We start from the raw sequence: 22894 nt of genomic DNA, 5'->3' as shown, positions 1-22894 counted from the left end.
TTTCTCCTATTTAAGTTTATTCCATTTTATCTAATAAATCCTTAATCTTTGACAGTTCTTCTTTTGAAGTTTTTTTGTTTCCCAAAAGCTGGATCATCAAATTTTCCACAGAACCGTCAAATATTCTGTTTAAGAATTTTTCAAGCAAAAAAGTTTTGGTTTCTTCCTGGTTTTCGACTACATGATATACATGCTGCATATTGCTTTTATCTCTGGACAAAATACCTTTGTCATTCATAATCTGCATTAGCTTTAGCGTCGTGGTATATTTAACAGGTCGTTCTTCATTTAATTTATCATTTACAAAACGAACACTTGATTCACCGTATTTCCAAAGAATGCTGAGGATTTCTATTTCTGACTTAGTTAGTTCATTATCTTTACTTTCCATGACTTTTTTATTTTGCTTTATCAAAGGTACGTTTTTTTTCGTACCTACAAACATTCTTATAAAAAAAATTACATTTTGTTGTTATTTTTTTTAGACGCCCTTATTTTACTATAGTTCAGCATTCTATTTAAAATGAAATAATTATTGTTTAAGGCTGGCACAATCGTTAAAACTGGTATCAAAAATTTCAATCAGCCGCTCAACATTATTATGTATAAAAAAATGGTGCCCTTTTAACACATAAGGTTTAAACTCAGAGAGCGTATGTTTTTTCCAGTTGTTAATCTGATCTACATATTTTTCCAAATTTCCCATTACAGCTACAATAGGAGCATTGACAATGATGTTTTCGGCATAAAAATGCTCTTCAACAATTTCAAAATCTGCTCTGAGTATGGGTATTACAAAATCTAATAACTCATCGCTTTGTAATAATTCTTCGGGTAATCCTCCTAATTCATTGAGCATTGCTATAAAATCGGTTCTTTCTAAATCAGATCTTTTCGTACTTGGTATAAGTCCCGGTCCGGCATTTCCGCTTACAATAAGACATTGCGGAGGCGTATTGTTTTTTTCTAATAAATCTGTAACTCCCAATCCTAAAGATGACCCTAAACTATGTCCGTAAATAATAAAAGGTTCTCCGTTAAGTTTATCCGTTATTTGAGAAAAAATATCATTAATAGCCTCTTTATAAGAAGTTAATAATTTTTCTTTCACCCTTTTTCCTCTGCCGGGAAGTTCTACCGGTACCATTTCAAAATCTATATAATGAGACCTTAAGAATTCAAAAGAATAGATACTCCCTCCCGCAAAGTGCAATAAGAATAGTTGCTTTTTTTTCATTTTATTATTTGTATTATTTGTTAGTAAAACCTTGTTTTATATACTAAAACAAGGTTTTACATCAACTAATTTACTAATAGCTTTTAAATTAATTATCTACTAATTCACTTTTTAACTCATAATCATATAGCAATTCTTTTTCTCCAAATAATCTTTCAGCGATAATTCCATTTTCTTTACAGCTGTTTATTAATCTGTTTGATTCTATAATTGCCAAAGATTCTTCGGTATATTTAATACTGCTTATAAATTCTAACCAGGGCTCCATTCCCATTGCGTAGACATAAGCTTCTTTTGGATTAAAAATATCGACCAATGATAAACCTCTGTCGCTATCGCAACCCGCCAAACGTCTTGACTGATCGTCTTCTCTATTGATGTTTTCTGTCATCAAACAGCCATAAAGCCAGCTCAAAGGTGCTCCTGCGCACTCCATACCTAAAAAGAGCACATCTACATCTCCTTTAACACGCTGAATATGCTCGTATAATCGAGGTTCCATTACACGTGAATCTGCTACAAACAAAAAGCTTAATTCATTGATGGCAACGTGGTAACAAGATTTCGCTCTGATATTAAGATCACTATGTTCACCTGTAAACGGAAGTCCGGTAATGGTACAGTTTTCAAATTTTATTTCTTCTAGTTCATCTATTTCAATGACATTTTTAAATCCGATGCTTTGAAACGCCAGTTTGATACTCGGATCTTGAAGTGCGCCGCTTGTTGTTACAGGAACTATGATATTTTTAATTTTATGTCTAAGCGGTAAAAGTGTTTCTAATACAATATGATCCTGATGATTGTGTGTGATCAAAACATAATCAATAACGTCTGGCAGGTCAATATCAGAGAAATGTTCTACCGTAGATTCATAGCCATAATAACTGATTAATGGATCTACAAGAATACTAACATCTTTGGTTTCTATTAAAATACAGGCATGACCCAAATAGCGCATTCTCGCTTTATCTCCGGTATATTTTTTATACGTTGGATGTTCTTTTTTGGTAAAAAAAGTTTTGAATAACTCCATTTGATCTTCTCTAACGCCAAGTTTTTCTGCAACGTCTTCAATAGATCCTGGATTTCTTTTCATTCTGCTTAAGGTATCAATTCCTTTATGATCAAACGGAATATCCAACTGCAATACCTTAGGATCTTCCAATTGTGGTGTGCTTAAACAAAAAGGACGTTCATCATTCAAGGTTTCCCATAAGGAAATAGATTGCGATTGTTTTGAATAAAAAGGGCTGCTATATAATAATGATTCGAAAAAACGAAACGAAACGTTGTTATTTAAATCATAAACCAATTCTACATATCCTTTTAAGATCTCCGGAACTTCTTTGTATAGCGGTTCCAGTGAGGCTCCTTTGGCTTTGGTTTTAAGCATTCTGTCCAATTCTTTTATGGCATCAGATAATGCTATGGCGTTTGCCTGTTTGTCAAGAATATCGGCTTTTAGTTCTTTCACTTCCTCTACTCTTCTTGTTTCGTAGTCCATAAAAGGACCTCCGAGCATTTTAGGGTTTTTAACAGCTGCTTCGTGAATCATAGGAGCCTGAATATAGGAATTCATTATTTTCAAATGTCGCTCTACAATATTCATCGCTGCTGTTGCAGGTGATATTAGATGTGTCCATGCATACCATTTGTCTACTAATGGTCCAATAATAATATTCGGTTTGAAATAATACTGATCTTTGATTTCCATTTTTTTACTAATTTATTTTTTAAGTTGGTTTGATATTAAATTGTTTCTATACTCGTTTTTTCATAAATATTTCTGAATAATTCCAGATAACCTTCAAAATTTTGTTCAGAGAATGCATCCCAATGCGTGCCCGATAAATAATGATGTTTTAAACTTCCGTTTGTGTAATGCTGCCAGTTCTGCATATTGCCTTTATATTGATTATCGGCAGCTTCAAAAGCATAGATGTTGCTGGAAATTTTCCCCTGAAGTTGATACAAATTATTAAGCACCAAATTGTTTTTAAGAAAAGACAAAACATGTTTCTCTTGTTCTTCATCCAGATTTATGACCTTTTTATATTCTAACAGTAACCAATCTGCCTGATGATCCATGTTTTGTAACTCGAGCTGGTCTCCTTCTATAAAAGTAGGTCTGTCTACAAGAATTAAATCTATGTTGCTGTAGTGTTTTTCGATTTCTTTTACTATTTCAAATGCAATGGCAGCTCCCATAGAATAACCAAATACTACAAATGGTTCATCAGTTTGATGTTTACTTTTAATCTCATCGATGAAACATTTTGCCATTTCTTCGATAGATGTACAGAATTCTTCCTGATGCTCTAAACCTTTGTATTGCAGTCCGATTGAATCAAATTCGTTGCTTAAAGCTTTGGCTAAAGGATGATACAAAATCGAACTACCTGTAAATGGCGGAATGAAATAAATTGTGTTATTACGGTTATTAACCTGTAAGTCTATAAGTAACGAATTTGATCTTTCTCCGTCTGCGGCCAGTCTTTTTATGGTTGCTCTGTTATAAATGTCTTTTATAGAAAGATTCAGATCCAGTTTTCTTTTTAGCATCGACTGTAATTTGATTGCTCTTAAACTATGACCTCCAATTTCAAAAAAGTTAGCTGTAACGCTTATTTCTTCTTTAGATAAAATTTCTTTCCATATTTGAAGAATCTTGTCTTCTAAATCATTCTCAGGTTTTACTATTTCAACAGCCTGTGTATCTGAATCTGTAGAAATGGCCAATAATTTTTTTCTATCGAGTTTACCATTTAGCGTAACCGGCAATGTTTCAAGCTTCACAAAATGATTCGGAACCATATATTCAGGAAGTTTCTTTTTTAGAGCTTCTTTAATTCCTTTTACATCCAACTCAAAATTACTCACTACATAAGCAACAAGATCTATCTCATTTGATACCGATTTTCTGGCTAATACCGTTGCAGAATCCAACGTTTCGATTTCTAATAAACATTGCTCAATTTCTCCCAGCTCAATTCTAAATCCTCTAATTTTAAGCTGATTGTCATTTCTTCCTACATAAATGATATTTCCTTCAGAAGTCCATTTTCCTATGTCTCCTGTTTTATACATTTTTTCGCCAGGAGCAAAAGGGTTTGCTACAAATTTTTCTGCTGTTAATTCTGGACGGTTGAGATATCCTCTTGCCAATCCAGTTCCTGCTAAATAAATTTCGCCTGAACATCCTATAGGAACAAGATTATTATTTGCATCCAAAATGTAGATAGAAGTATTCCAAACCGGTTTACCAATTGGAATAACTATATCCTGTTTTGAAGTCATATAATATGTCACATCAATAGAAGCTTCCGTTGGTCCGTATAAATTTTGTATTGGAGTTTCCAGTTTTTCATACCATTTTTTAACGGTATTTAATTGTAAAGCTTCTCCGCTGGTAATAACCTGTTTTAAACTGCTTAGGTTACTAAAATCATACGATTCATCAAATAAACTGTCAATAAAAACATCCAGCATACTTGGTACAAAATGCAGACAGGTTACTTTATGATTTTTTATTAAGGCTTCGATGTTTTGAGGAATATTCACATCTTCATCAGAACATAATACCATTTTGGTTCCCCAGCACAATGGCATGAAAATTTCCCAAACCGAAACATCAAAAGTGAATGTTGTTTTCTGTAAAATGACATCCTGATTGGTGTAATCAAATGCTTCCCACATCCACTGAATTCTGTTTACAACTCCACTGTGTTCCAGTATACATCCTTTAGGGTTTCCTGTAGAGCCTGATGTATAAAGTACATAAGCAATATCTGTAGGCTTATTGATTAATATCAGATTCTCTTTTGAATAATTTTCAGCTAAAGCCTGAAATTCTCCTAGTACTTTTGCATCTATAATCAAAGCACTCGAACTGTCCTGAACGATGTAATCAATACGATCCTGAGGATGTTTAGGATCTATTGGCACATAAGCCCCGCCTATTTTGTGTATCGCTAAAATGGCTGTAATCATCCACTCACTTCTAGGCAATGCTACCGCTATTAAGTCATTTGCACCTAAAGTGTAATTGGCTTTCAGATAATGTGCTAATTGATTTGATTTTTCATTTAGTTCAGAGAATGTGAATTCTTTTTGTTGAAATACCAAGGCAATTTTATTAGGCGAATTTTCTACCTGTTTTGCAAATAAAGCTCCTAGCGTTGTTTCTGAAGGAAATTCATGCTTGGTATCATTAAACTCATGCAGCAAAGTGTGTTTTTCTTTTGCACCTAAATAGTCAACTGATTTTAGTAATTTGTTTGGAGAAGCTATAAATGATCTTAATATCGAAAAGTATAAATCATTTACTTGTTCTACACTTAATCCTGATTTCAGTTTTTTGGTTAATGAAAGACTTGCGTGATACAGATCACCTGTTGTGTTTACATTAAAATCTAAAAATGTATTTGTTTTATTGGCTCCTATTAACGAAACCCTTTCTTCTTCTTTATCGAGATTGTTGTTTTCTTTTATATCGTTTTTTATCATATCGTAAGTATAAAAATCAACGTAGTTAAAATAAACATCAAAAAACGGATTCTCATTACTTTGCTGATTATCAGATAAACTTGCTATTTGTAATAAACTAAGTCTTTCATATTTCTTTAAAGCGATTAGTTTATTTTGAACTTCAATGATAAAATCTTTCACAGTTACTTCATAATCAATAGCAAAGCGAAGCGGAATGGTGTTTAAAAAACATCCTAAAATTTTATCTCCATCTTCGCAGCCTGGCCTGTTGTTGGTTACTAAACCTGTCACAACATCCGGATCAGCATTTAAGATACTTAACATATACAAGTAAGCGCTCAAGGAAACCTCTTTTACAGTTGTACCAAAATTAGATGCCAGCGATTTTAATTCACTTACTTCATTTTCAGACAATATATTTCCGTAAATGCTGCTTACAGGAGTATTGGTAAAGATGTTGAGTTTATTTGAATCTTGTAATTCTTCTTTCCAAAATGACTGAATTTCAGTATCTTTTTTATCGATTTCGTGTTCGATTACATAGTTTTTATAACTGGCTTTTATTTTTTCCGGTCTAAAAGTGATGTCTTCTAAAAGATTGAGATATAAGTTATTTAATTCTGTTAGAAGCATCGAGTCACTCCAACCATCAATAATAGCGTGGTGACATTGAGAAATAAAAACAATAGTATCATTACCAATATTAAAAGAGGCCATTCTGAATAAAGGTGCGCTAGTTACATCAAACGGATTTCCTAATTCTGACTGAAGAAATGTGCCAATAACTTTTTCTTTTTCTTTCAGGGAATTCAGATGAGATAAATCCTGATAAACCACCGGAACCTCAACATTTTTATACACGATTTGAACTTCCTGCTCATAATCCTGCATATTAAAACCTGCTCTTAGAATCTCATGTTTGTCTACCATTAATTGCATGGCCAGCCTGAAAACCGAAATGTCAAAATTGATGAATTGTCTCTGATTAATGATTTGATCGTGATAGATACTGGTTCCTTCATACAATAAGGATTCGTAAACCATTCCTTTCTGAATGTCACTCATTGGGTACAAATCTTCTATTGCTTCAGATTTATTTTCATCTAAAGATTCTAAAACACTGTTTTTTATAGCATCAATATATTCTACAACGTCTTTTCTTGCTTCTATACCATCTGCTTTTCTACTATCAAGTGATTTTTTATTATTGATGATAAAATCAGCTAATTTTGAAATATTATCGTAGGTATAGATATCTGAAATACTGATTTCTAATTGCATTTCGTTATAAATACCGTTAACAATTTTTAATACCTTAATAGAGTCACCTCCTAAATCAAAAAATCGATCGTTTACGCCTATTTTTTCTTTGTCCAAAACGGTTTGCCAAATATTGACTAAGGCAATTTCTTCTTCGGATTGTGGCGCTACATATTCTTCTCCGGTTCTGTTTTCTGTATCACCAATTTCTAATAATGCTTTGATATCAATTTTTCCGTTTGGTGTTGCAGGAAAATTGGTCAGCATAATAAAGTGAGTAGGAACGGCATAACCCGGCAACAAATCTTTTAAATACTGTTTTAAATCTGAAGTGTTTAATGCTTCGTCTGCAACCAGATAAGCATACAATTCATTATCGCCTGATTTGTTTTCTTTTGTTAAAACTACAGCCGATTGTACAAAGCCAGATTGCTCGATAGCATATTGTACTTCGTTTAATTCTATACGATATCCTCTTACTTTTACCTGATTGTCTTTTCGTCCCAGAAATTCAATTTCACCTTCTGAATTCCATCTTCCTAAATCGCCGGTTTTATACATAAGTCCCGATTTCTGAAACGGATCTTTTACAAATTTTTGATTCGTTAATTCCGGATTATTCAAATATCCTTTGGTAACACCATTACCGCCAATGTGCAATTCGCCAATGACACCTACGGGAACCAAATCTTCTTTATCGTTTAAGATATAAATATGTGTATTGGCAATTGGTTTTCCGATGGTTGCCGTTACCGGTTTTCCTTCTTCGTATTTGTGAACACTACTCCAAACCGAACATTCAGTAGGGCCATATTCATTAAATAACTGACAGCCTGCCTGTCCTATTTTACTCTTAAAATGATCTTCAATCAGGCTTATTGGGCAGGTTTCTCCGGCTACTGTAACTTCTTCCAGAGCGGTTTCTTTGCCTTGTAAACCCGTCAAAAGCAATTTATAGTAAGAAGGAACCGTTAATAAATGACTCACTTTTTCAGCAACAATATAATCAGCAATAAAGCTTACATTCGCAATATTGGCATTAGTAGTGATCGCTAATTTTCCTCCGTTTGTTAAAGTGCTGAATATTCCGGCTACTGAACTGTCAAAAGCAAAAGATGACAATAATAAGAAACATTTTACAGGAACATATACCTCATTTCTTGGTGCTAACGAATGCTGTAAATTAGCATGAGTTACTACAACTCCTTTCGGATTTCCTGTAGATCCTGACGTATAAATAATATAAGCCAAGTGTTCCGGTAAAACGTTTATTTCTGGATTAGTTACCGGATCTGCTAAAGTATCCAGCTGCAAATCCATGGCAAATATTTCTCCTTGATAATACGCTAAATCAAAAATATAATCTGATTGTGTCAGGAATACTTTTACGTTGGTATCTTTTAGAATAAATTCTTTTCTTGAAACCGGATAATCAGGATCTATAGGCACATAAGCAGCTCCTGCTTTTAATATTCCTAAAATCCCAATGAACATCAAATCAGAGCGATCCATCATTATACCCACAAAATCATTAGGTTCTATCGTATAATTTTCAAGTAAAAAATGAGCCAGCTGATTCGAGCGTTGGTGTAATTCAAAATAAGTAATCTGAGTTCCTTCAAAAGCAATTGCTATGGCTTCAGGATTTTTGTTCACCTGCTCATTTACCATTTCTAAGACCGTTTTTGATTGGTCATAGTGCATTTGTTTCGAATTAAAACTTAGTAAATGCTGTTTTTCTTCTTCAGATAACCATTTTACTTCTTCTATTGGCAATTCTGTATCCTGTAATAAAGCAGCCAATAAATATTCAAGATGGCTGGCAAATTGTTCAATTTTTTCTGAATCAAATACATCACTATTGTAAATAATACTTGTCGCTAAACCATTTTCAGATTCAACAAAATTAAATACCAAATCAAATACGCTAGAGTGAGGCAATTCGCCCTGGTAAGCGGTAACAGTTAAGTTTTTTAATTCTGTATTAGCAGTATCCTCATTATTCTGAACAATAACCTGCACATCAAATAACGGATTACGACTCATATCCCTTGTAATATTCAGGGATGAAACTAATTCATCAAAAGGATATAACTGATGTTCGTGAGCGCCTAAAACAACTTCTTTTACTTTAGCTAAAACTGTTTTGAAAGTATCATTTTTCGAAAAATTGGTTCTCAACGCCAGCGTATTGACATAAAAACCAATTTGGTTTTCTAAATCGGTGTGGTCCCTGCCTGCGATTGGACTTCCAATTGTAATGTCTTCCTGATTGGTGTAATGGTAAAACAATACATTAACCGCACTTAACAATCCCATAAACAAAGTGGTTTCTTCTGTTTTAAGAAATTCTGCCAATTTATTACTTACTTCGCCTGAAATTATTTTATTATAAACGCCTCCATTATATGTTTTTGTAATTGGGCGCTGTTTTCCTCCTGATAAATCTAAAACAGGCAAATCTCCTTTAAACTGATTTATCCAATAACCTTTATGAAATTCTAATCTGGAATCGCTTAACTCTTTAAGTTGCCATGATGAATAATCTTTGTACTGAACATTTAGCGGAGTCAATGTTACTGATTCTCCGGTTAGGAGTGTATTGTACAGGTATAATAATTCATTTACAATTATACCTAAAGACCAGCCATCACTAATAATGTGATGAATGACATTGCTAAAAATCCAACGATTTTCTGATATTCTGTAGATACTTGCTTTTAATAATTTTCCTGAAGATAAATCAAACGGAGCCATTAAATCTTCAGACAGATATTTATCAAGAACTGATTTCTCTGTTCCTCTCAAATCTATATTTTTTATGGTAAAAAAAACATTTTCAGGCTCAGTAACATACTGCAGTATTTCTCTGTTAGCATCTTCTTTAAAGCTTGTTCGCAGGATTTCATGACGCTTGATCAATTGTATAAACGCTTCTTCTAAAATATCAACATTTAAATCGCCTTCAAAAACATAAGCTCCAGACATGTTGTAGGCAATATTTGCTGCCTTATGCTGGCTTAGTATCCATAAACGGCGTTGCATAAGTGACAGCGGATAGCCATTTTGTTTGGCCAATACGGGAATTTTGCTGTAGCCAGAATGTTGTGCTTCGGCTATTAATTTGCATTGAGATTGCAGACTGGCATGAACAAATAAATCCTTTAGTTTCAGTTTTACCTGAAATTCTTTGTGAATTTTACTGATTAGTTTAGTCGCTTTTAAACTATGTCCGCCTATATCAAAAAAGTTGTCCTCCAACCCTACTTTTGAAATGCCTAAAACGTCTTCCCATATTTTTGCTAAAGATTTTTCAAGTGCTGTAGCAGGCTCTGTATACACTTCTCTTTCATCAAAATTCATTGATTCCGGTAAAGGCAATTTAGACCTGTCTACTTTTCCATTTACATTTAATGGAAAAATATCCAGCACTTCCAGATAATTAGGCACCATATAATAAGGCAGACGTTCTGAAAGCCATTGCTTTAAATTTGAAATATTTACTGGCGCATTTACGGTAATGTAAGCAACCAGTACCTTTTCATTTTCATTGTCCTGATGAACCATCACCAACGAAGAATTTATAGCTTCGTGCTGTGATAATACACTTTCGATTTCTCCTAATTCTATTCTGTAACCACGTAATTTTATTTGGTTGTCTTTTCTGCCTAAAAACTCTACGGTTCCATCTTTAAGCCATCTTCCTAAATCTCCGGTTTTGTACAAACGCTTGTTTCCTTTAAAAGGATGCAATACAAATTTTTCGCGAGTTAGTTTTGGCTGATTAAGATATCCTCTTGATAATCCAGCGCCACCTAAACAAATTTCGCCCATTACTCCTTTTGGTACCAGATTATCATTTTTATCCAGTATATAAATGGTACTATTCGTTATCGGTTTTCCGATAGGAATATTGGTATTATTTAAAGTTCCTATTTTATGAGTCAAAGAAAAAGTCGTATTTTCAGTTGGTCCATATCCGTTTATAATTTCCAAGTGTGGATAAGAACGCTGTAATCGATAAATATGCGCAAAGGATAGTTTATCTCCTCCCGCCAGTATTGTATCTAATCCTTCAAACAATTCTATATTATCATCTATAATCTGATTTAATAATCCCACTGTAAACCACATGATAGTGATCCCTTCTTCTTTGATTATTTTTGATAAATCATGAGGTGACAGTAAGGTATTTTCATCACACAAAACTAATTTTCCGCCATTAAGTAACATGCTCCAATATTCAAAAGTTGTCGCATCAAAAGAAAATGAACCTGTAGATAACAGTGCTTCTTTTCCTGTTAGCTGAACGTAATTATTTTCTTTTACCAAACGAATTACTCCGCCATGTTCTATCAACGCTCCTTTAGGAACTCCCGTAGAACCAGAAGTATACATAACGTAAGCCAAATGAGATGGACTTAACGGGCTACTTATTTTAACATCCGAATATTCAGCCTGCACATTCAAAAAGTTAGCAATCTCTTCTTCTGTTATGACCAATTTACATTTGGTATCTTCTAAAATAAAATGAATTCTATTTTCCGGATAATCTGAAGCTATTGGCACATAAGCACATTTCGCTTTTAAAATGGCTAAAATAGCTATAATCTGCCATTCACTTTTTGGTAATAAAATGGCAATAAAATCTTCATTATCTAATAGATATTGCTTTTCTAAGTAATGAGACAATTGGTTTGAAACCGCATCTAATTCTGAATAGGTAAAAGATACATCTTTATAAACCAGCGCTGTATTTTGAGGCGTTTTTTGAACTTGTTCTGTAAAAAAACTTACAATAGAACTCGTGTCCGGATACTGTTTTTCTGTATTATTGAAATTTTCCAGAAGTTCAAATTGTTCCTCAGAATCCAGGCAATTGATCGATTTTATTTCTTCTGAAGGATTTTTGAGAACTTCAACCAACAGGTTTTCTAAATGATATAAAAGTGTCGAAGCAGTTTCTTTTGAAAAAATATCCCTGTTATACTCTAATTCAACTGTAAATGATGCTGCTTTTTCTACAAATGTAAAAGTCAAATCATATTTACTAACTCTTCTGTCAAGAAACTCATTATACGATAAATCATCTGCTTTTTGATTGAGTTGATTTTCATTTTGTACCGAAATCATAACATCAAATAGCGGGCTACGGCTTAGGTCTCTTTTCACGTTCAGATTATCCAATAATTCATCAAAAGGATAATTCTGATTTTCTATAGCATTCAGGGTGCCAATTTTATTTTGCTGAAAAATTTCTTTAAAAGAATTATTTCCTTCCAATTGCGTTCTAAGCGCCACTGTATTGACATAAAACCCAATTTGATCTGCCAAATCTTTGTGTGTTCTGCCAGAAACCGGACTTCCGATAATAAAGTCTTCCTGTTCTGTATATTTATGCAGCAATACATTTAAAATACTCAGACAGCCCATAAACAGCGTACCTTCCTGCTCCTGGCAAAAAGACTTAAATTGCTGAATTAAAAGATTCTCTATAGTACGTTTTACAACACTTCCGTTGTAAGTCATAATAGCTGGGCGTGGATTGTCTCCAAAATGAGCAAGCGTTGGTAAATCGCCTTCAAGATTGGTTAGCCAATAATTTCTTTCTTTATCAAATTCTTTATCGGCCAATCGCTGCTGCTGCCATACTGCATAATCTTTGTAATGAATTTTTAATGGAAGACCTGAAACGAATTCTCCTTTTCTTCTAAGAATATAATTGTTCAGCAATTCATTAATCATGATATCCATCGACCAGCCATCGCTGATAATGTGGTGCATATTATATGAAAACACCCATTTATTATCTGTAACTCTTACCAGAACTCCTTTAAAAAGAGGTCCTTTTTCCAGATCAAAAATGGTGTTTTTTACTTCTGCCAGAATTGTATTTAATTTAACCTCATCATTATCAACATCAATTTGCTGAAAAGGAAATTCAAAATCTTCAGCAGCTATTATAAACTGTCTAACATCTTCATTTTCTAAAGACTTAAAAACAGTTCTTAAAATCTCGTGATGGTTAAACAAATCCTGAGTCGCCAGCATAAATGCATTGGCATCTAATACTTCTTCAATAACTTGCAGACCTGGTATATTGTATGAGAAATTTGCCATATCAATCTGGCTTAGAACCCACAATCTTTTTTGAGATGACGATAACGGATAATGTTCGCTACTTGGTGCAACAGGAATTTGATTTTTCTCATTAGCCTTATCTTTAGTGTATTTACTAATCAGATTGATTAAATCTTCTTTTTTGGTTTTAATTTCAATTAGTAATTCTTCATTTAAAACACCTTTGGGAGCTTTAATATCAAGTTGCCCGTCTGTTACTTTTACAGTAACATTAAGTTTTTTAAGCTTTGTAAATAAATCGTAGCCCATAATTATGTTTTTTGGTTTAAACTGAATTTTATTGTTAGATAAATTTTAATTTATGCGTTAATGCTTATCAAATAATTCTTTGATATCAGGCATTCTGTTATTTGATTTTATAATTTTCGAGAAAAAATACAAGATTAATTAACTGCTGAATTTTACATATTCAACCTCATCAGCATTATCATCGTAGTTCAATAATTTTTCGATCTCAATAGAAAAAGATTCTATGGTAAGATCGTGCAATAAGGTTAAAGAGGTCGGTTCTATACCAAACTTTTTATAAATCTCATTCTTCATTTTTGCCAATTTCAGACTATTTCCGCCAAGAAAAAAGAAATTATCCTTTACACTTACTTCTTCCAGCATTAATAACTTTTTCCAGATTTCAGTAAGTTTGCCTTCGGTTTCATTTCTTGGTGCGATAAACGTATTTTGAGTCGTCACTTTATCATTCTCCAGCAGGCGTAATTTTTTCGTATCTGTTTTTCCGTTTATCGTTACCGGAATTTCCTTTATGGTCACAAATTTTTCAGGAATCATATAGTCCGGCAAATAACTTCTTAGAAATTCTCTTAGTAAAACAAAATCTATTTTTTCATCAGTATTCAGATAAACTGTAAGTTCTTTTTCTGCCTGTCTAGATTCATTCAGTAACAGAATCGCTTTTTTTACCGATGAATATTGTTCTAATACATTTTCGATTTCTTTTAAATCAATACGATAACCTCTTATTTTTATCTGACTGTTTTTTCTGCCTATATATTTTAAAGTTCCATCTGGCAGCCATTTTGCTAAATCACCCGTTTTATATAACAAAGATCCCGTCTCCGGATCTACAGTATTCGCCACAAATACGCTAGCTGAAAGTACAGGATCGTTAAAATATCCTAAAGCAAGACCACTACCTGCTATATAAAGTTCACCCACAGCACCTTCAGGCATTAACATTTTTTCTTCAGATAAAATATATAATCCTGTTTTATCAATTGATTTTCCTATGCTTACGATATCTTCTTCTTCTAAAAATTGCAAGCTTGAGATAATGGTTGTTTCTGTTGGTCCGTAAAGATTCCAGATTCCTTTGCCATTCAATTTTACCAATTTGTTTTTTAGCTGCTGATCCAGATCTTCTCCCGCAGCCAGAACAACAAGATTTTCTGTGTTTTTCCAGCCTGTATCTAAAAGCATTTTCCATCTTGAAGGCGTAGTAAGCATATGACTTACTGTATTATTTTTAAGAAATTTATTGAGATGGTAAATATCATTTCCTTTATTTTCACTAGTCATTACAACCTGCCCTCCAGTTGACAAAGGCAATAAAACTTCTAATAAGGATATATCAAATATCAGAGGCGTCACTGCAACAAACTTTGTAGTATGATCTAATCCTAATTTCTGAATTAATGACCGTATTACATTTTCGAGTGCATGATGACTTATCATCACACCTTTTGGTTTTCCTGTTGATCCCGAAGTAAACATGACATAAGCTAAATCCTGAGCGTTGATTTCTACGTCTTCGATAGTATCTTCAACAATAGGGAAATTATAAATATCTATTTTTTCGATATCCGGCCAGAAAAGAGACATATGTTCCTCTTGAGATACCAGTAATTCAGGATTTATTTCTTCTATAATTTGATTAATTCTTCTTTTTGGAAAACTGGAATCTATAGGTAAAAAGGCTGCTCCGGTTAACATAATTCCGAGAACTCCCACCAATTGATCTACAGAACGATTTACACATAAAGGAATAATCATTCCTTTTTTTGCTCTTTTTAGCTTTAAATACCGGGCAAAGTTTTCTGCTTTATAGTAAAGTTCTTCATAGGTTAAAGAACTATCAGCATCTGAAACTGCAATATTGTTGGGGTGCAAAAGAGATTGTTCCTTAAAAAGATGTACTATTGAATGCTCATTTCTTTTAGCCGAAACTCCATTTTTAATTTCGTTAAAACTATCCTTCAATTGTGTAATTCTTGGTAATGCTTCAAGCACAGCTGTTTTATCTATACCAAAATCTACGAGACAGGCAATTTCGTCTACTCCTGATTGTACTGCTTTATTTAGTATCGAAAAACTACTTTCAATATTTCCAATAAGGCTGTTTTCTTTCAGGTATTTATTAACCGAAAACAGTAATAATTCTTCGACTGTTTTTGGGTTTATACTTTCAATTAATTGGCCATTTCCATATTCTGAAGCTAATTTACCGCTCATTTCCAAAGACTTTAAAAGGTATTTTTTCATTGATGGTCTTGCCTTTTCGTGCGCTTTTTCTATCGTTTCATCCAGAAAAGTATGTAGCATGAGAACCACTTTATCGCCGTCTTTTTTATGATTGTTCTTTTTATAAGCCTTTCTGTAGACCGCAATTTTTTCTTCTAATTCGCTAAAATTGCCATTAAATAAGCCTGTTAAAATTCCTACACCAATTGCTCCTGCTTTTTCATAAGTTTCTGTAGATCCTCCACAAGCAATCCAGACAGGAAGCTCTTTTTGAATTGGTTTGGGTAATATCCTAAATGGTTTTTCTATAGTATCACTTCCTTTAAAATTTACCGAATCTCCTTTCCACAATGAGCGAACCGCTTTTATACTATCGAATAAAATATTTTTTCGATTATTAAAATTTTCAGGATAGAAAACAAAATCATTCGGATTCCATCCTGATGCAAAACAAAGACCTGCTCTTCCACCGGAAATATTGTCAACTACAGACCATTCTTCTGCAATTCTTATCGGATGATGAAGTCCTGCAACGACGCTTCCAGCTCTTATACTTATATTTAGAGTTTTTGCTGCTATTGCCGCACCTAATACACTTGGGTTTGGGAATGGCCCTCCAAATTCATTAAAATGACGCTCAGGTGTCCAGATAGCACTGTATCCATTATTATCTGCATAAACGGCTCCTTCCAGTAATATCTGATATTGATTTTCTTCTGTTCCGGTGTTTCCAAAATAATAAAGACCGAAATCTAACGTTCCACGATTATTACATAGTGATTTAGTATCTGATTCGTTTCTGCTCCAATCTAATATCTTTTTGCGTTCCGAAGGATTCACGAACTCCATACGTTTTATGGCAATAGCATCATTTGCCAAAATTTGATCCATTAAATATTCTAAATGATCGCCTAAACGTTTTACTGTTTCTTCACGATAGATTCCTAAATTATATTCTATTTCATAAAAAAGGCTGCCATCTTGTAATTCTGAAAAATTGAAAGTAAAGTCATAAGCCGCGTAACCTTCACGGTTTTTTGTAAATTCATTCACCTTTAATCCTCCCTGCAGAAAATCATCTTCTAAGGAGTATGCATTAAAATTTTGCAGGATCACAAATACATCAAATATGGTGTTTCGGCTAGGATCTCTTTCTGCATTAAGCTGATTTACGATTTCTTCAAAAGGATATTCTCTGTGTTCGTAGGCCTCAAAAGAACGAGTATTTACATTATTAAATAATTCTTTAAAAGTATTATTTTCTGAAAAACGGGTTCTTAAAGCAATCGTATCGGCATAAAATCCTACCTGATCTTCTAATTCAGAAAAATCCCTTCCGTATACCGGAAATCCCAAAATAATATCTTTTTGTCCACTGTATTTATAAAACAGTAAATTAAACAAAGTCATCAATCCCGTAAACAAAGTTCCGCCTTCATTTCTGCAGTATGCTTTAAATTGTTTTGCTTTTTTTGCGTCGATATAGCGCCTTTGCATTCCTACTTCAGATTTTCTAACCGCTGGTCTGTTATAATCTTCCGGTAATTGCAGGAGCGGCAATTCGCCACCTAATTGATTTAGCCAATATGCTTTTTCTTTACTTAAATCTAAATCCTGAAGGCGTTTGCTTTTCCATACGGCTACATCTTTATATTGTAATCGAAGTTCCGGCAGCAAATTATTTATTTGCAAAACTTCTTCTTTATAAAAAAAGAGTAAATCACGTATCAGAATATTTAATGATCTGCTATCGCAAATGATGTGATGTATAATAATAAAAAACAACCATTCATCAGTATCCAAACGTATGAGGGAAGCTTTAAAAATAGGACCGGTTTTTAAATTAAATGGTTTTCCTCTCTCTTCTTTTATGAAAGCGCTTAACCTTTGTTCTGATGTATCTTCGTTATTAAAATCAATATGTTTTATAGAAAATTTTAATGCTTCGGCACTTTTGATCCATTGACTTATTTCTCCGTAATCATTTTCTGCAAACACAGTTCTAAGACTTTCATGTCTGACAATCAATTTATGACAGGCTTTATCCAGTGCAGTAACGTCTAAATTTCCTTTAAACCTAAATGCTTTAAACATATTATATGCATAATTATCTCCAGAATTTTGACTTACAATCCATGATCTTGATTGTGATGGCGTTAACGGATAATTATCCCAGTCTTTTGGTGCTAAAGGTATGTTTGTAGTATTTGCATTTTCATGATTATCATCTTGTTTTAAGAAATCAATAATCTCAGATTTACGCTTTTTTATTTCCTGTATCGTAACAGCCGAAATTTCCTCAGTAGCGTAGGAAATTTCTAAATTATCCTCAGATAATTGGATTCTAATATTTTCTTCAGCTAAATAATTTAAAAATTGTAGTGTATCCATACATTAGGTTTCTATAATAGAATAGTAATCCAGAGAATGTTTTTACTATTCTTTAGGTGAAAAATATGAGGCTAAATTTGTTAAAGATGATTTTTATGACAGCATTACATCAGATCATTTAAAAAACTGGCAATCTTACTATTAAAGCACTAAATGGTAATTGTTTTTATTTTTTTATATTGCTTGTTTTTAATCGCTTCGATGGTTTCTATAACCTCTCTAACTGAACTATGTTCCATAAAATCCATAAGCGATAATTCGATCTGCAATTCATTTTTAATTTTATTCAGTACTAACATTCCTTTAAGGGAATCACAGCCAATTTCAAAAAGATCCTTATCTATATCTACTTTTTCTAATCCAAGAAATTCAACAAATACAGACTTAATAACGGCCGAAGTGTTCTCGTTTTTTTTGCTTGCGACAGGCGCTTTTACTTCCGTATTTATTTTTTCATTAGTCTTTTTAATAAAATTAAGACTTTCGGCTGCGAGATTAATAATATGTGGATATTGATTTTTTTCGAATTCATAAACGGGCAGTGAAGTTATTGCCGGATGATTGGCATCATAATTTTTTTTCCAGTTTATATTTTCTCCTTCGAGCCAGAGTTTTTTTAGTATATTTTTTAAAATAAAAGACGCTTTGTCTGTTTTGTCTTTTGATGATAAAGAAATAGAAACATATTTTTCTTTTGTAAAATTCAGAACCGATGCTGTCTTTAAAAACGCTACTAAATTATTACTATCACCTATTTCGAGAATTACAGATGGATTTTGCTGAACAATTTCACTAAATGATTTTGAGGCATTAATGATTAAACTTCTTCTATTTACCCAATATTTTATCGGAGTTAAAATCCCTTCTTTTATAATGACATCTTTAGCCGCTTGTATAAAAGGAATTTGTGCGGCTTTTATTTTCATTTCTTTTTCATCATAAAGTATCATACTGATCACTTCTTCTATTTGTAATATGCCTGAAACACAAGCTGCCGTATATTCTCCTATTCCTGTACCAGAAGTAAAATCGATACATGTTCCGTATGTTTTCAACAGGTTTGCAAAAGTATAAGCTGATAATAATACAAACACTTTGGCCAGGACTTTATCTTCAGATTTAGTGAAAACAGTTGTTTCATTAATCCATTTTTTAAGATTATAACCGCTTAACTCCAGTGCAGCAATATGTTTATCTATTTGATTTCTGTAGTCTTCTTTTTCTTGATACAGATTTCTATAGAATGTGATGTCATTATCATTCATGTCAGGAAAAAACAAGAGTACTGTTTTTTTGTCTTCCGTAATTTTCTCTACATTTTCTTTATCGATTAAAATATCTAAATGCATGATGAGTTCCTCTTTGTTTTTACAGGATATTGCCGCTCTGTAATCAAAATGTTTTCTTCCAGTTTGTAGGGTATAAGCCACTTCATTTAGTGAAACATCTTTTTGATTTTTTAAAAACGCTTTAAATTTTAAAAGATAGTTTTGAAGTGAATCCTTCGATCTGGCGGAAAAAAGAAAAAGTTCTGATGCTTCTTTTTTCACATTTTTATTTTTTTCAGGAGCTTCTTCCAAAACCAAATGAACATTCGTACCTCCTATTCCAAAAGAACTTACTCCTGCTCTAAGAGGATTTTTATTTGTAGATTTCCATTCATGAATTTCTTTTTTCACATAAAAAGGACCTTCGTTAAAATTTATTTTAGGGTTTGGAGTACTAAAATTTATAGTTCCTGGAATTTGGCGATATTTAAGGCTAAGCGCTGTTTTTATAAGGCCTATAACTCCCGCGGCTGTATCGGTATGTCCTATATTATTTTTTACAGATCCAAGTAAACATTTATGGTTAGTATCATTTTCAAAAGCCCTGTTCAGTGCTTCTACTTCAATTGGGTCACCTAATGTTGTTCCTGTTCCGTGCGCTTCTACATAACTCACGCTATCAGCATCTATACCAGCAATTTTATGCGCCATTCTAATACATTCCATTTCTCCTTCGACACTTGGGGCTGTGTAACCTACTTTTCTGTTGCCGTCATTATTGGCTGCACTTCCCTTGATTACCGCATAAATATGGTCATTATCTTTTACAGCATCTTCGAGTCTCTTGAGTATTACAATGCCCAGGCCTTCACTCCCAATGGTTCCTGTTGCTCCTTTATCAAATGCCTTGCAATGTCCGTCTTTAGAATAAATTGATCCTTCTTTAAATTCATAACCTGCCTTATGCTCTAATACTAAAGAAATTCCTCCTGTTAAAGCTAATTTCGCTTCTCCAAATAAAAGTCCTCTGCAAGCCAAATGAATAGCAGAAAGCGAAGATGAGCAAGCTGTATTAATAGAAAATGAGGGTCCTTTAAGATTTAGTTTATAAGAAGTTAAAGTAGGCAGATGATCTTTATTGGTAATAAAATCAAGTGTATGACTATCTAATTTCGTAACATTGTTATTGAGCATAATGTGGGCTTTCCAGGGCGTATCATCTCCACTGCCTACATAAATACTTATTTCTTCTTCTCTGTCTGGAGATGCATACCCGGCATCTTCCAAAGCTTCCCAAGCCGATTGAAGAAACATGCGATGTACAGGACTCATTATAGAAGCTTCGTAGGACGTAAATCCAAAAAATGCTGCATCAAAATTGCCTTTATCCTCTAACTCTGCCACAACAGGAACATGCGTGTTATTGTTCGATTCTTTGAAAAGAAAACCTCTTTTTAAAAGTTCTTGTTCAGACAATTTAGTAATTGATTCTTCACCGTTTAAAAGATTATCCCAAAACATTCTCCAGTCATTTGCTCCCGGTACACGACATGAAATTCCAATTATCGCAATTTCTAAACCTGTATTATTGTTTGCTGCCATATTAAATTACTGTTTAGATTTTCTTAGCTTATTGTCTGTTTGTTTTTTAAAATTGACATGGTTTGATTTACTATATCAACAGACTTGGTGTTTTTTTCGTCTACTTTCTCCAGACCGGGTTCTATATCTTCTTTAATATGGCTTGTAAGTGTTTCTATGTTCGTAAACTGATAAGCGTTTAATACTTTTAGATTTATATTTAATTCTTTATTGATAAGACCTACCATTTTCATCAGACTAATGGAATTGCCTCCTATTTCAAAAAAATTATCTTGTATTCCTATCACTTCTTTTTGGAGTATTATTTTCCATATGCTGAGTATTTTTGTTTCTAACTCATTTCTGGGTAAACTATACGCTGCATTTTTGGTAGTCTCCTGTGCTAAAGCGATTAAGGATTCTTCATTTATTTTTCCGTTACTCAGCATTGGAAATTCTTCGACCTCAATTAATTTTGAAGGAATCATGTAAGAAGGCATTTTTTTTACCAGATAAGCTCTTACTTGTTTTTCCGTTAGTCTTTCGTAGCTCGTGTAAAAGGCAAATAATTTTTCCTGATTCTTCTTATGATCAAACAGAACTATGGCGCTTTTAATTTTTTCATACTGCTGAAGTGCATTTTCAATTTCACTAAGTTCAATACGATAACCCTGCCATTTAATCTCACTGTCTTTGGTTTCTACAGGATCCAGAATTTCTTTAATTTCAGAAAATAAACTATCCGGATTTTCAAGAATTTTACTGTATATGCGTTCAAAATGATTTTTTATTTCTACTATAAAATCATGATCATATTTTTGAGCGTTGTAACTAAACCTTATTACGGTATCATTACCAGGAAGAACCATTAGTACAAAATCATAATTGGATTGCTCGTATGTTTTTACAGCCATTATTCTTAAGGCATCCAGAGAGGAATTATCTAATTCATTTATTAAATTTTCCTGAATAGGATAATTTTCATAAACCATAATGGTATCAAAAAGCTGATGTGTCAAATTACTTTTACATTGTATTTCTGCTAATTGAATGTAATGGTTTGGAATTCCATTGATATATGCTTTTTGATTTTCAATTAAAATATCTTTTATGGCTTTTTTTGAATCAAACTTTATGCGAACAGGAATTGTGTTAATAAAAAGTCCCAGCATTTCTTCTATTCCATCAATTTCAGAAGGTCTTCCGGAAACTACACTTCCAAAAACAACATCATCGGTATTGTTGTATTTAGCGAGTACTATTGCCCAAACCGTTTGCATAAAGATATTTTCGGTAATTCCGGTTTTTTGGCAAAGGGCTTTAAGGGCTTCTTTGTTTTTTTCTGATATTTTATGAAAAATTTCTCCTTCTGTTACTTCACTATTTTGATTCTCAGGATTAAAATGCGGTAATCCTGTATGGGCATTAAATCCTGATAGATATTGCTCCCAGTAAGAAGCCATATTTTCTTTATCTACTTTCATCAGCCATTTTATATATTCTGAATAGCTGGGCGGCGGAGATAATGTAAAAGGTTTATTTTCCAGCAAAGATCTGTAGACATAAAAAAACTCATTGATTAATATCCCTACGCTCCACCCGTCTAAAATAATATGATGGTGACTCCAGATAAACTCAAAAGTATTTTCTCCTAATTTTAGAACCGTTAACCGTATTTGTGAACCTTTGTAAAGATTAAATCCTCTTTCTTTATCTGCTTTTTTAAAATTTTCCAGCGAAAAAGTTTTATTCGCACTTTCATCCTGATACCTAAACCCCGAACGAGTACTTTCTACTACAACCTGCAGGATATGATTTCCTATCGTATTATTAAAACAGGTTCTAAGAGCATCATGTCTGGAAACTATAAAATCAAATGCTTTATGAAGCAATTCTACTTTTACTTCGCCGGAAACCTGATAGCTGGACTGCTCAAAATAAACATTTTTTGAAACATGCCAGTAAAAAAAGATACCCTCCTGCAATGGAGTTAATGGATATATGTCTTTTATTTTCATAGAATAAATACTGTTCGTTTAAGAATGAAACC

General features: G+C 33.0%; 7 protein-coding genes. All 7 read right to left on the bottom strand.

All coding sequences use genetic code 11. The features are described 5' to 3' along the window. Positions 1-16: 16 nt before the first annotated feature. Positions 17-391: a BlaI/MecI/CopY family transcriptional regulator gene (locus LNP22_RS09190; protein WP_229976271.1), complete on the bottom strand. Its 375-nt coding sequence runs from the start codon at positions 389-391 to the stop codon at positions 17-19. 141 nt (positions 392-532) lie between these two features. Then, a complete protein-coding gene (locus LNP22_RS09185) occupies positions 533-1237 on the bottom strand; it encodes a thioesterase II family protein (RefSeq protein ID WP_229976270.1) in 705 nt (234 codons plus the stop codon). An 88-nt stretch (positions 1238-1325) separates the two neighbouring features. Then, positions 1326-2954 (bottom strand): MBL fold metallo-hydrolase, encoded by a 1629-nt coding sequence (locus tag LNP22_RS09180; protein WP_229976269.1) that lies wholly within the window; start codon positions 2952-2954, stop codon positions 1326-1328. A gap of 35 nt (positions 2955-2989) precedes the next feature. Beyond that, entirely contained in the window at positions 2990-13378 is a 10389-nt protein-coding gene (locus LNP22_RS09175; protein WP_229976268.1) for a non-ribosomal peptide synthetase, read from the bottom strand. Positions 13379-13516: 138 nt separating this feature from the next. Beyond that, a complete protein-coding gene (locus LNP22_RS09170; protein WP_229976267.1) occupies positions 13517-17995 on the bottom strand; it encodes a non-ribosomal peptide synthetase in 4479 nt (1492 codons plus the stop codon). 149 nt (positions 17996-18144) lie between these two features. Continuing rightward, positions 18145-20865 carry a beta-ketoacyl synthase N-terminal-like domain-containing protein gene (locus LNP22_RS09165; protein WP_229976266.1) on the bottom strand — a complete coding sequence of 907 codons (2721 nt, stop codon included), beginning with the start codon at positions 20863-20865 and terminating at the stop codon, positions 18145-18147. Between the two features lie 23 nt (positions 20866-20888). Continuing rightward, a complete protein-coding gene (locus tag LNP22_RS09160) occupies positions 20889-22862 on the bottom strand; it encodes a condensation domain-containing protein (RefSeq protein ID WP_229976265.1) in 1974 nt (657 codons plus the stop codon). Between the last annotated feature and the right edge of the window lie 32 nt (positions 22863-22894).

The organism is Flavobacterium flavipigmentatum (assembly GCF_020911905.1).
GTDB lineage: Bacteria > Bacteroidota > Bacteroidia > Flavobacteriales > Flavobacteriaceae > Flavobacterium > Flavobacterium flavipigmentatum.
Note: the sequence above shows the minus strand (reverse complement) of the source record. Positions and strands in the feature narration are given on the sequence as shown.